The 11877-nt window shown below is 47.9% G+C and carries 13 protein-coding genes and 1 other annotated feature; of the genes, 8 read left to right on the forward strand and 5 right to left on the reverse strand.

Features of this window, described 5'->3' with window-relative positions:
* Positions 1-62: 62 nt before the first annotated feature.
* The 4 genes from KNO86_RS10310 to KNO86_RS10325 all read left to right on the forward strand — a co-directional run bounded on the left by KNO86_RS10310 (position 63) and on the right by KNO86_RS10325 (position 3950).
* Entirely contained in the window at positions 63-494 is a 432-nt protein-coding gene (locus tag KNO86_RS10310; RefSeq protein ID WP_214695904.1) for a MarR family winged helix-turn-helix transcriptional regulator, read from the forward strand.
* A gap of 121 nt (positions 495-615) precedes the next feature.
* Positions 616-1251 carry an FMN-dependent NADH-azoreductase gene (locus KNO86_RS10315; RefSeq protein ID WP_015880490.1) on the forward strand — a complete coding sequence of 212 codons (636 nt, stop codon included), beginning with the start codon at positions 616-618 and terminating at the stop codon, positions 1249-1251.
* A 79-nt stretch (positions 1252-1330) separates the two neighbouring features.
* Complete coding sequence (locus KNO86_RS10320; protein WP_214695906.1) at positions 1331-2008, forward strand: uracil-DNA glycosylase; 678 nt, start codon at positions 1331-1333, stop codon at positions 2006-2008.
* A 143-nt stretch (positions 2009-2151) separates the two neighbouring features.
* Positions 2152-2345, forward strand: a binding site (T-box leader).
* Between the two features lie 45 nt (positions 2346-2390).
* A complete protein-coding gene (locus KNO86_RS10325; protein WP_214695908.1) occupies positions 2391-3950 on the forward strand; it encodes an aromatic amino acid hydroxylase in 1560 nt (519 codons plus the stop codon).
* Between the two features lie 43 nt (positions 3951-3993).
* On the opposite strand, the gene KNO86_RS10330 is transcribed toward KNO86_RS10325, so the two are convergent.
* Together KNO86_RS10330 and KNO86_RS10335 are read right to left on the reverse strand one after the other, a co-directional pair.
* A complete protein-coding gene (locus KNO86_RS10330; RefSeq protein WP_214695910.1) occupies positions 3994-4992 on the reverse strand; it encodes an alpha/beta hydrolase in 999 nt (332 codons plus the stop codon).
* A 30-nt stretch (positions 4993-5022) separates the two neighbouring features.
* Positions 5023-5844, reverse strand: a complete 822-nt coding sequence (locus KNO86_RS10335) for a Cof-type HAD-IIB family hydrolase (protein WP_214695912.1) — start codon at positions 5842-5844, stop codon at positions 5023-5025.
* A gap of 125 nt (positions 5845-5969) precedes the next feature.
* On the opposite strand from KNO86_RS10335, the gene KNO86_RS10340 reads away from it, so the two are divergent.
* From KNO86_RS10340 to KNO86_RS10355, 4 genes are all read left to right on the forward strand, one after another.
* Positions 5970-6662: a response regulator transcription factor gene (locus tag KNO86_RS10340; protein ID WP_026824524.1), complete on the forward strand. Its 693-nt coding sequence runs from the start codon at positions 5970-5972 to the stop codon at positions 6660-6662.
* Positions 6659-8038: a sensor histidine kinase gene (locus KNO86_RS10345; RefSeq protein WP_214695920.1), complete on the forward strand. Its 1380-nt coding sequence runs from the start codon at positions 6659-6661 to the stop codon at positions 8036-8038. The genes KNO86_RS10340 and KNO86_RS10345 overlap by 4 nt, the downstream gene beginning before the upstream one ends.
* Positions 8039-8104: 66 nt before the next feature.
* Positions 8105-8470, forward strand: a complete 366-nt coding sequence (locus KNO86_RS10350) for a DUF1499 domain-containing protein (RefSeq protein ID WP_214695922.1) — start codon at positions 8105-8107, stop codon at positions 8468-8470.
* Entirely contained in the window at positions 8467-9891 is a 1425-nt protein-coding gene (locus KNO86_RS10355) for a dihydrolipoyl dehydrogenase family protein (protein ID WP_214695924.1), read from the forward strand. The genes KNO86_RS10350 and KNO86_RS10355 overlap by 4 nt, the downstream gene beginning before the upstream one ends.
* 32 nt (positions 9892-9923) lie before the next feature.
* Here the strand turns inward: KNO86_RS10355 and KNO86_RS10360 are convergent, their stop codons facing one another.
* From KNO86_RS10360 to KNO86_RS10370, 3 genes are all read right to left on the reverse strand, one after another.
* Positions 9924-10703: a flagellar motor protein MotB gene (locus KNO86_RS10360; RefSeq protein WP_214695926.1), complete on the reverse strand. Its 780-nt coding sequence runs from the start codon at positions 10701-10703 to the stop codon at positions 9924-9926.
* Positions 10681-11463 (reverse strand): flagellar motor stator protein MotA, encoded by a 783-nt coding sequence (gene motA / locus KNO86_RS10365; protein WP_214695928.1) that lies wholly within the window; start codon positions 11461-11463, stop codon positions 10681-10683. The genes KNO86_RS10360 and motA overlap by 23 nt, the downstream gene beginning before the upstream one ends.
* Before the next feature lie 86 nt (positions 11464-11549).
* Positions 11550-11741 (reverse strand): hypothetical protein, encoded by a 192-nt coding sequence (locus KNO86_RS10370; RefSeq protein ID WP_224862903.1) that lies wholly within the window; start codon positions 11739-11741, stop codon positions 11550-11552.
* Positions 11742-11877 lie beyond the last annotated feature (136 nt).

Raw genomic sequence — 11877 nt, forward strand, 5'->3', positions numbered from 1 at the left:
TTATACTGCATAAGTCCTGCTATACTAGTGATATATGATGAACGAATTGAGGTGAAACCGACATGATTGAATCCCTTGAATTGAAGGCATGGGTCGTTCTCGCACGAACGATGGATGCCATCAGCGATCGTGTGAAAGAAGATTTACGACGCCACCAGTTAAATTCAACAGAGTTCGGTGTTTTATCCGTTTTGTATAAACGAGGAGATACCCCGTTACAACAAATCGGGGACCAGATTTTGATTACGAGTGGTAGCGTGACATACGTGATCGACAAGTTGGAAAAGCGTGGGCTGATTGAACGAATCGCCTGTCCGTCCGACCGTCGCGTCACATACGCCTCGTTAACAGAGGATGGGAAGGCGCTCATGGATGTCGTCTATCCACAGCACATCGAAATCTTTAAAGATATATACGGACCGTTAAACGATGAAGAGACGGAACAATTGATTTCGTTATTGAAACGAGTCGGTTATAACGCAGCGGGCAAATAAAGCCCGTTGCTTTTTTCATTAATATCTTGAAGTTAAAATAATTGACGATGAGATATACAGATGATATAGTTCTAACTGTTATTGAAAAAAATTAGAGATTACCCAAATGGAGGATTACACGATGACTAAAGTATTATATGTATCGGCTAACCCGAAACCAACTGAACTTTCATACAGCAAACAAGTTGCAGAAACTTTCGTATCAACACTCAAGGCTGAAAACGCATCAATCGAAGTAGAAGCAATCGAACTCTACGATGTCGATGTACAAGAAATCGATGGAGACGTGCTCAGCGCATGGGGTAAATTCGCATCAGGCGAAGCACTCACTGACGTGGAAGCGAAAAAAGTAGGCACAATGAGCGGCATGCTCGAGAAGTTCATGGAAGCGGACCTTTATGTATTCGCAACGCCAATGTGGAACTTCTTCTTCCCGGCACGCATGAAAATGTTCCTCGACAGCGTCCTCATGGCGGGTAAAACGTTCCGTTACACGGAGCAAGGTCCTGTCGGATTGCTTGAAAACAAACAAGCGATCCACATCCAAGGAACAGGTGGGATCTACACAGGAACTGACCTTAACTTTGCAGACGCATACCTTCGCCAAGCGCTCGCGTTCGTCGGTGTGTCTGAAGTGACGACGGTAGCGGTTGAAGGGATGAACCAATACCCGGACAAAATCGAAGAAATCGTTGCAGACGCGAAAGCGAAAGCAGAAGCACTTGCGAAAGAAGTTGCAGGCGCAGTAACGGTATGATGCGAAAGACGAGTCGATTGACTCGTCTTTTTGTATGCACGCATTTTGGGTATCATACAAAGGGAAAGGGGAGTATGCAATGGGAGAGCAGTTATCGAGTCGTTTACTTGGAGATTGGACAGACATCATCCAAGACGAGATGAGTCAACCTTATTTCCAACAGTTGAAGCAATTCGTCGATCAAGCGTATGAAGAGACAATCGTTTATCCAAACCGTGAAGACATTTGGAATGCGTTTATTTACACGAAGTTCAGTGACGTGAAATGCGTGATCTTAGGGCAAGACCCGTATCATGGACCAAACCAAGCGCATGGTCTCAGTTTTTCGGTACAGGATGGGGTGCGTTTCCCACCGTCGTTACGAAATATTTTTCAAGAACTAAAGGACGACATCGGGTGTGACATGCCGGAGAGTGGGAATTTAGAAAAGTGGGCGAAACAAGGAGTCCTCCTCTTGAATACAGCGCTGACGGTCGAAGCGGGAAAGGCGGGCTCGCATCGTGGGAAGGGGTGGGAACAATTCACCGACTCGGTGATTGAGCGGCTTGGGAGTCGTGAAGAGCCGATTGTATTCATCCTGTGGGGGAATGACGCCAAGAAGAAAATGAAATGGATTGGGGAGCAGCATAAAGTGCTCACGTCCGTTCACCCGAGCCCACTATCATCCCATCGTGGATTCTTCGGATCGAAGCCGTTTTCTCAAGTGAATGACGCTTTAAACGAATGGGGACAGTCCCCGATTGATTGGTGTCTTTGACAGTCTACGAAAATTCGTAGACTGTTTTTTGTTGACGCATCGAAAAACCTTTGGTACAGTAACTAACAAGACGTCACTTTAGTGCTTAAAAGCATATATGCATAACAGCATAACTGTATAAAAGATAGAGAAATGAATACGTAGTAGAAGCGAAGAAGGAACCGAAGTAGAGACATCTTCCCTGGCCCAGAGAGCGTGTGGTGCTGCGAACACGCCCAAAAGATGAATCGAATTACAGTTCCCGAGCTCTCATGATTGAGCGGTCCCCCGTTATCGGATGAAGCGGCTAGATAATCTCTAGCAACCAGGGTGGTACCGCGGCTTTGTCGTCCCTATCGATTGAATCGATAGGGATTTTTTTGACTTTAAAGGAGGACTTCACATGTTGACACAATCGATTCCAGCACATCTTGCCCCACATATTTCACCGCAGTTTTACAATGAATACACACCAACGGATCACGCCGTCTGGCGTTTCGTTTTAAGCTTGAATCTGCATACGTTAGAAGGAAAGGCGCACCCGTTTTACATCGAAGGATTAAAACGGACGGGAATGGGACCAGACCGATTACCGAACGTCGAACAGATGACGGATGAGATGCGGGCAGCGGGATGGTCGACGGTCGCAGTGGATGGACTCATCCCAGGCGTTGCTTTCTTTGATTTCCAAGGAAACGGAATGTTGCCGGTCGCGACGGACATTCGAAAAGTCGAGAATATCTTATACAGTCCAGCACCTGACATCATTCATGAGGCGGCAGGTCACGCGCCGATGTTGATGGACCCGACGTTCTCGGCAATCGTCAAACGTTTCGGTCAACTAGGGGCGAAGGCGTTCATGAACCGAGAAGAGCATGCTTCGTTCGCGGCGTTGAAACGTTTGACAATCGTGAAAGAGAACGCCAACTCAACCGAGCAAGACATCGAGGCGGCAGAACGAGCGGTACACGAAGCGAAAGCACAAGTGACCGGTTTTTCAGAGGCACAACAAGTCGCACGCATCTTTTGGTGGACAGTTGAATTTGGATTGATTGGTGACCTTGAGAATCCGATGATTTACGGGGCGGGCCTCTTGTCATCTGTCGGTGAAAGCCGTCACTGTCTGACCGATGCGGTCGTCAAACATCCATTTGATTTGGAGCATGCGCTACAGACGAAGCAAGACGTGACGAATATGCAAAAAGAACTATTCGTCATTCCAGACTTTGAGACGCTTTCTTCCGTTTTAGATGAATTAGAGGGGAGAATGGCCATTCGAAAAGGTGGGGTTGAATCGGTCACAAAAGCATTGGCGTCGGGAAGTCAATCGACGATTCGACTCAAGGACGGTTCAGAACGTGTCGGCATCGTTCGCCATATGACAGAATCGAAGGAACATACGCTTATCCAATGGGATGAGTGCGCAGTCGTACAAAGTGGTCAGTTGACGAAACGAGAACGTCACGGACTTCTCATTGTCCATGACACGGAATCTGCGTTAGACCGCGATGATCTCCTCGAAGACGGAACGACCCTTCGTCAAGCATGTGCATTGGACATGCTCGAAGGTGTGACCGTTCAACTAGAAGGACGGACGATCTCACTCGATTCACTCGAAGTACGCGTCGATTCACTTCCATCGGTATTCCCTGGAACGACGGTGGAAGAATTGATGATCATTGAAAAGCCGGTGATCATCGAACGGGATGAACGTGTATGGACGAAGGATGACCCGATGTTCAATCGCATTCACCTCATGCGTGAACGCGACGAATCGATTGATGGTCTCGTTCCAGACATTTTATCCGAACATCCAGATGCGTGGTTGTTACACATTGAATGTCTGGAGTTAGTAGAAAATGAGGAATTGAAGCAGGCCTTGATTGATCGACTTGAAGCACTTCGTCATACATCTCCTTCTCGAAATGAATTGATTGGACGCGCGTTTGAACTGTTGCGCTAACGAAAATAAGCGACGTTCTCCGAACAGAGAACGTCGCTTATTTTTATACGGATTGATTCGTCGTTTCACGTAAGAACGTGATCAGACGGCGATACGTCGAATTTGCCGCCGGGCGGTCCATTTCGAAGTAATAGTTATGACCGAGTTCGTGTTCGTTCCGGTCATAAAATACAGTCGTCACATCCGTTCGACCTGAGAGAATTGTTGCAAATTCTTTCGCCTGATCTTCAAACGAATGGTCGTTTCCGTCAGCGATAAACGTCGGAACGAATGTGGCAGGTACGTTGACGAGTGGCGAAGCTTCAGCGACGACCGGGAGTGTTTCCCAGTTGTATGTGCCGAAATAAGCCCAACCGATGCGTTTGAACAAGAAGCGGTTCACAGATTTCGATGATTCGAGCCATGAACGTTTCAAGTCGAATGGTGCAGACAATAAGATGGTTCCAAGGATAGACGATTTCGGTACAACTTGTCTGACTTCGGCCGAAGGCGAGTAGTCGTCATTCAACTGAATCCCGACAAACTGTGCAACGAGCTGTCCACCGTTCGAATCACCCGCGAAAAAGACGCGGTCCAAATCGAGACGGAATCGATCGTTGTTTTCAGCGATGAATGCATACGCTTCTTCCATTTGCTGAAGTGGTGTCGGATACGTTACATCTGGCGCAAGCGCGTAGTTGATACTGACGACGTTGTAGCCGTTACTCGCAATCGAGGTGGCGTATTTTAAGACGTCAGATTTATCACCACCGACGAATGAGCCACCATGCACCCAAAAGATTGTTGGGACAGGTTTTCGGTCGCCTTCATAGCGAATCAAATCAAACGTCCCGTTGTCATAAGAAGACAAGTAGTCGATGTCTTTTCGGACAGACGTCTTTTGAACGACTTCCTCGAATCCCTTCATCTCCACTTCGTTCCCCCCTGCGAACGAAGTTTTGATTAAACGTGTTGCTGGTTTAGGTGAAAGGAACACATAAGCCGCTCCCGCGACCGCTGTTCCAATCAGCCCGACTCCAGCGCGTTTCAACCCTTTATTCATCTTACTTCCTCCCTTTCTACAAACAGAAGCTTATTGCGTGACGAGTACGTCCGCCATGTATGTCTCGATGACATGCGCAATTCCGTCTTCGTTGTTTGACTTCGTAATGAAGTCTGCTTTCCCTTTGACTGTCGTATTGGCGTTACCCATCGCAACACCGAGACCTGCCCATTCAATCATCGTCAAGTCATTGTTTCCATCACCGCAAGCGATGACTTCTTTCTGGGCGATGCCGAGTTGATCTGCTAGGAAAGCGAGGCTTGTCCCTTTTGTGACACCGGCTTCCGTGAACTCTAGGAAGAACGGTTTTGAACGAGCGACGGCCAATTTTCCAGCCAACTCTTCTTGAAGCTTCGTCTCGATCGGAGCAAGTGTGTCACCATCGGCAAGCATCAAACATTTGACGACTGGTGCGGTCACGGCTTCTTTAAAGTTATCGACATGAACGACCGACATACCTGTCAATTCACCTTCGATATCCGTATACGGGTTCGGGCGATCGGTTACGATTTCGTTACCGACGTACGTATGAATCGCGATTCCTTCCCGTTCACTGATATCATGGAGATGGGCGACTGTGTCCGGTTGAAGCGTACTCGAGAAAATTTCCTCGTTCGTCGCGCAATTGATGACCGATGCACCGTTGAACGATAAGATGAAGCTACCGTACTTCGCAAGTTCCAATTCACGGGCTGCATCCCACATCGCAAACGTTGGTCGGCCACTCGCGAGCACGACTTTATAGCCGCGCTCTTGCGCATCGAGAAGTGCTTCTTTTGTTTTAGGGGAAATCGTATGGTCGCTCGTGAGGAGCGTATCATCCATATCCAATACAATCATCTTGTAACTCATAGTAGTAGGGGGTCCTCCTTCAGAATCTAATGACTCCATCCTAAACCTTTTTAAGGTCAATTGACAACCTTGTCGCAAAAACGTAACTATAATGTAGAGAAGTGAACTCTAGAAGAGGTGTAAATATGAATCGAATTTTAGTAGCTGAGGACGAGCATGCGATTCGCAGCTTCATTATTGTAAATTTAAAACGAGCCGGTTTCGATGTGTTCGAAGCGACGAATGGACGAGAAGCGGTCACCGCATTTGACCGTGAACCGTTCGATGTCGTCTTATTAGACGTTATGATGCCGGAGATGGACGGGTTCGAGGCGTGTGCGGCCATTCGAGATATCGATGAAAACGTCGGGATCATCATGTTGACGGCACGAACGCTCGAAGAAGATAAAATCGAAGGCCTCGGAAAAGGCGCGGACGATTATATCGCCAAGCCGTTCAGTCCAGGCGAATTGGTGGCACGCATTCAAGCGCTGCTGCGACGTGTGGAAAAAGTGAAACGAAAAGACTCGAAGCGGTTGAAGTCAGGCCCATTCGCGATTGATCTTGCGGCGAAGCAAGTGACGAAGTATGGTCAATCGATCGATTTGACGCCGACGGAGTATGACTTGATTTGTCATCTCGTTCAAAACGAGGAAATTGTTTTATCGCGTGATGCACTACTCGATGCGGTATGGGGCGTCAACTACTTCGGTGACCGCAAGACCGTCGACGTCAACATTCGTCGATTGCGTCAAAAAATCGAAGATGACCCGAGTCATCCGATTTACATTGAAACATTATGGGGTCACGGATATAAATGGCGGAGACATGAAGCATGAAACAACAGTTAGTCATTCGCATGATGATTGTCGTGACGATCGTCTTGCTTTTACTCGTCAGCGTCTTGTCTTACGGGACATATCGATACTATTACGAGTATGAGTCGGAAGCGTTACTCAGTCATGCGACCACGAGTGCATATTTATATCCTCAAGCCCAAGTCGGGTTTGAGACGCCGAGTGCCTTTTCCGTTCTCGTCCGGACATTCGGATATCCCGGAACCGATTTGACGATTGTCGACCAGAGCGGTTCCATCGTCAAGACGACCGGTCAACGGACGAGGCAGGCATCTTTTTCACAAGAACAATTGCAAGAGCTGTCACGAGGGGAGTCGGTCGTTCAGGACTATGACGTCGGTGACGAGCATTACTTATCGGTCACCAGTCCGATTATGACGAACGATACGTCAGAGTTTGCGATTAGCTTTACACGCCCGCTCGAAGACCTAGACACGCTGATTCGTGAGATTTGGATGACCGTCGTCATGATTGGTGTCCTCATCTGGTTACTCGCGCTCTATACGGTCATTCGAATCGCTGATCGTTTCGTCCGTCCGATTCGTCAAATCATCGAAACGGCGGATGAGATGGCTCAAGGTGATTTCGACGTCGCTGTGGAGTCGAATGAGAAACATGAGCTTGGGGCATTGGCTCGGACACTCACGTATTTAGGTGCGAAAGTACAGCAGCACCAGTCGACACGTAATGAGTTTCTCTCGAGCGTCTCCCATGAACTGCGGACACCGCTCACATCGATTAAAGGATGGACGGAGACGATTCGAGGTGGCGATGAGAAATTGTCTGAAGAAACGGAGCTTGGTCTGAGTATCATTCATTCGGAAACAGAGCGCATGATTGGTCTTGTGGAGCAGCTTCTCGATTACACGAAGATTGAAGAGAGTCGATTGGTCTTGTATCGTCAGGAACTCGATTTAGTCTCCTTGTTGCGAAAAGTGACGTTGCAATTAAAGCAGTCGCTCGAAGACAAAGGCATTACACTCATCGAACGTTATCCTCAAAAGTCAGTCGGGCTATTTGATGAGAATCGATTGAAACAAGTGTTCCTGAACATTCTTGAGAATGCGATTCGCTTTTCACCGGATGGCGGGACATTGACCATTCGTTTCGTTCAATCAGAACGTGTCGCCTTCATCTCGATCATCGATGAAGGTCCTGGTATCTCACGTGAGCATTTGCAGCGTATCACCGAAATGTTCTATCAGGCCCATGTGACGGAAGGGAGTAGCGGTCTCGGACTCGCCATCTCCAAAGAGTTGATTGAGGCACATGAAGGAAAACTCGTCATCGAGAGTGAGGTCGGACACGGGACGACCGTGACGGTTTTATTACCTCTCGACCCGAGCGAACTACATTAACAGGGTTAAACCTCCCGAATTCAGGCTACATATATAGATGTATGTAGAATGAGGGAGGTTTTTGTTATGGCCAATCAGTCATTGAAGCCGTTAAAAGGAAGTCCAAATGCCGTCTCGACGCAAACCTCGATTGAAGAGTTACGCATGTCTCCTCTCCCATATGCGGGGAGTCGTGGCCAATCAATTGAAGCGATCAAGATGGCAATGAACCAATTGCCACGGGCCGAACTGATCAAAGAAACAGATGAGGGCCTTCATTATGTGGTGACCTCGAAAGTGATGCGTTTTAAAGATGATGTGAATTTTCTATTTGATGATTCCACTCAACAAGTCGAGTTTCGGTCTGCGTCACGTGTCGGCTATTCAGACTTTGGCGTGAACCGGAAGCGGATGGAAGATGTGAGTGAACGATACCGGAGGTTGATTCGATGAAGGACTATCAGTTGATTGTCATCGGCGGTGGTGCCGCTGGGATGACGGTAGCAGCAGGAGCAGCGAACTTAGGCGCAAAAGTCGCGCTTGTTGAAAAGAACAAACATTTAGGTGGCGACTGTCTGCACGTCGGATGTGTCCCGTCGAAAGCATTGATTGCCGCCTCGAAAGAAGCGAATGCGATGATGCGCGCGGCCCGTGTTCTCGGAACAGAATTCAATGGAGGCGAGCATTATCAAATGTCGAAAGCACGAGTCGACAAGGCGCGGGCTATTATCCAAGACCATGATGGGACAGAACGTTTTGAAAAGATCGGGGTCGACGTTTACATCGGAGAGGCTTCTTTCCAAAGCCCGACAGAATTGAAAGTCGGGGACGATTTATTGATTGGGAAAAAATTCGTCATCTCAACCGGCTCAAAACCGACAGTCCCTCCAATCGACGGATTGGATCAAGTCCCATACTTAACGAACGAGACGGTTTTTGAAGAAGAGACGCTTCCGGAAAGCCTCATTGTCATCGGTGCCGGGACAGTCGGCCTCGAGCTAGCACAATCGTTTGTTCGACTCGGCTCGCAAGTTACGGTACTCGAGGCACAGGATGCGTTCTTGCCAAAAGAAGATGAAGACGTCTCAACTTACCTAAAATCTCAACTCGAGATGGCGATGCGCTTAAAAATCGGCGTGAAGGTCAACCGGGTCGATGAAGTCGACGGGCGCATTCGTGTCACGACAGAGGTGGACGGCGAGACAGTCGAATATGAGGCAGATAAACTGCTCATGGCGACAGGGCGTGTGCCACGCATCGACGCGCTTCGTCTCGATCGTGCAAACGTTCAAGTGACGAAAGGATACATCGATGTCTCTTCTTCGTATCGGACCTCACAACCGCATATCTTTGCGATTGGCGATACGATCAAGACGTTACCGTTCACACACGCGGCTGGCGAAGAAGGGAAAGCGGTTGTCGCAAACGCACTGTTTGGACTATGGAACAAGGTAGATTACAGTAAGCTACCGTGGATCACGTTCACAGATCCCGAAGTATTTCACGTTGGGATGACGGAGAAAGAAGCGCGTGAGCGTTACGGGGATGACATCGAGACATATGAAGCGAAACTGTCGGAAGTGGACCGTTTCATCGCCGAACGCCAAGAGGCGGGCTTTGTCAAAGTCATCACGAAGAAAAATGGAAAGATTATCGGGGCACATGCGGTTGGTGAATCAGCTGGCGACTGGATGCAAATCGTCGTCTATGCAATGCAACGCGGCGATAAGATTGGCAAGTTGTCACGCATGATTTACCCTTATCCATCGCGCAGTGAAGCGGTGAAGAAAGTGACGGATCTCTACTGGCGGAAACGCTTGTTTGAAAGTCCGCTCACAGAAATAGCGAGACGTTACTTCAAATTGACGCAATGACACAAATCACCCACTCGTTTGAGTGGGTGATTTTAGTTCGGTAAGGTGATTGTTTCAATCATTTTCGGTTCGCCCTCCGATAAGTCGACGAGCGGTTTAATCAACACTTCGACGCGTCGGTTTTTCGAACGACCTTCTTCTGTATCGTTCGTGGCGATTGGTTTGAATTCCCCGTAACTTGCGAGTGTAAACTGAGCCGGGTTCAATGCATCATTCGTTAATAATCCACGCATGAATGCCGTCGCACGTGCTGAACTGAGTTCCCAGTTCGATGGGAAGCGGGCCGTGTTGATGGGGATGTTATCCGTATGACCAGAGACGACAATTTCTCGCTTTCCAGCCTTCTCTAAGATTTGACTGATGTTTTGAGCCACATTTTGAGCATCGGTATCAAGTGTCGCTTCTCCTAAGTTGAAGAGGGCGCGATCTTGAATCGTTAAGACGAGACCACTTGAGTTAATCGTCGCTTTAATTTGGCTCTCTAACCCATTCTTCTTAATATATTGGTTCACATCTTCTTTTAACTCATCGAGCTGAGCGAGTTCGTACGTGCGCGGATTGGCGGTCGTATTCGTTTTATCCGTCCGACTGATGTCGCTGTTTGAGGCGGTCGAAGCTTGGAAGACACTGACGCCCCCAGAGAATACTTGGTTGAACGAGCGCGACATTTTCTCGAGCTTCGTTTGGTCGATGTTACTCGATGCGAACAATACGATGAAGAGCGCGAGCAAGAGCGTCAACAAGTCGGCGTAAGGAATGAGCCAACCTTCTGGAATATGTTCTTCATGATCATGCTTCTTTTTGCGTTTCATAGTCAGCTCGCTCCTTTGGAGACAAATACACAGACAGCTTATCTTCTAACGTTTTTGGAGATTCACCGCTTTGAATCGATAAAATCCCTTCAATCATCATTTCTTTGATGATGACTTCGCTCTTCGAATATTGCTTCAGTTTATTGGCAAACGGGAACCAAAGCACGTATCCGGTGAAAATCCCGAATAGTGTCGCGACGAAGGCCGCCGAAATGGCATGTCCGAGTTTCTCGATATCCGACAAATCTTTCAAGGCAGCAATCAATCCGATAACGGCTCCGAGTACCCCGAGCGTCGGAGCATATGTCCCGGCTTGGGTGAAGATGTCGGCGTTCGCTTTATGACGTTGTTCCATGTTTTCGATATCACGTGACATGACTTCTGCAATATACTCAGAAGGTTGACCGTCGATAACCATCATCATGCCTTGGCGTAAAAACGGTTCTTCGACTTGTTCGAGTGCTGTTTCAAGAGATAATAGACCCTCTTTCCGAGCTTGCGTCGATAAGTCGACGAATTGTGTAAGCAATCCAGATTTACTTGGGAGTTCTTGTTTTCTGAACAAGATTTTAAATAACTTCGGTACATTTTGAAGCTGTTCTTTGGAGACGGCGATACTGACCGCGGCGGCTGTACCGACGAAAATAATAACGATTGCGGCAGGGTTGATCAGCGGTGCGATACCCGCTCCTTTTAATAGCATTCCACCAACGAGGGTGAGGAACCCGAGTATGAGCCCGACTAACGTGACGACATCCATGTCTTTGTTTTCCACCTTTCCGAAATAAATCAGGACAAAAAAAGCGAGAGACGCTACTCGTCTCCCGCAACATGCGTTCCCGATGATTAAGCGCCGTTTTCATCAATCAGCATTTGAATGCTGATGTTTCGTTCTTCACGCTCTATATCGGTTAATACGTCGTATTTTTTTAACAATGCGTACAATTGATTCACGACTTCTTGCTCAAGTGACCAATTGAGTAACTCTTCTAGCTGAAAATAAAGGTGAGCGGGCATACATTGTGATTGTCGCTCCAACCTTCGCGAGACATCCTCTATCGAATGATCTACCGTACTAGGGTCCACGGTTTCATTCAACCTCCTCAACATTCTTAAAGTCTATCTCCCATAATACCAAAAATTTGAGGAAAGCGTTAGAGATACATTTTCTTGT

This window comes from Exiguobacterium sp. s160 (assembly GCF_018617575.1).
GTDB classification, from domain to species: Bacteria; Bacillota; Bacilli; order Exiguobacteriales; family Exiguobacteriaceae; genus Exiguobacterium; species Exiguobacterium aestuarii_A.

Bases quoted from the DNA above. Each gene is read 5' to 3' on its own strand.
- KNO86_RS10345 (WP_214695920.1), top strand. From the start codon at position 6,659: ATGAAACAACAGTTAGTCATTCGCATGATGATTGTCGTGACGATCGTC.
- KNO86_RS10355 (WP_214695924.1), top strand. From the start codon at position 8,467: ATGAAGGACTATCAGTTGATTGTCATCGGCGGTGGTGCCGCTGGGATG.
- KNO86_RS10310 (WP_214695904.1), top strand. From the start codon at position 63: ATGATTGAATCCCTTGAATTGAAGGCATGGGTCGTTCTCGCACGAACG.
- KNO86_RS10320 (WP_214695906.1), top strand. From the start codon at position 1,331: ATGGGAGAGCAGTTATCGAGTCGTTTACTTGGAGATTGGACAGACATC.
- KNO86_RS10350 (WP_214695922.1), top strand. From the start codon at position 8,105: ATGGCCAATCAGTCATTGAAGCCGTTAAAAGGAAGTCCAAATGCCGTC.
- KNO86_RS10315 (WP_015880490.1), top strand. From the start codon at position 616: ATGACTAAAGTATTATATGTATCGGCTAACCCGAAACCAACTGAACTT.
- KNO86_RS10340 (WP_026824524.1), top strand. From the start codon at position 5,970: ATGAATCGAATTTTAGTAGCTGAGGACGAGCATGCGATTCGCAGCTTC.
- KNO86_RS10330 (WP_214695910.1), bottom strand. From the start codon at position 4,992: ATGAATAAAGGGTTGAAACGCGCTGGAGTCGGGCTGATTGGAACAGCG.
- motA (WP_214695928.1), bottom strand. From the start codon at position 11,463: ATGGATGTCGTCACGTTAGTCGGGCTCATACTCGGGTTCCTCACCCTC.
- KNO86_RS10360 (WP_214695926.1), bottom strand. From the start codon at position 10,703: ATGAAACGCAAAAAGAAGCATGATCATGAAGAACATATTCCAGAAGGT.
- KNO86_RS10325 (WP_214695908.1), top strand. From the start codon at position 2,391: ATGTTGACACAATCGATTCCAGCACATCTTGCCCCACATATTTCACCG.
- KNO86_RS10335 (WP_214695912.1), bottom strand. From the start codon at position 5,844: ATGAGTTACAAGATGATTGTATTGGATATGGATGATACGCTCCTCACG.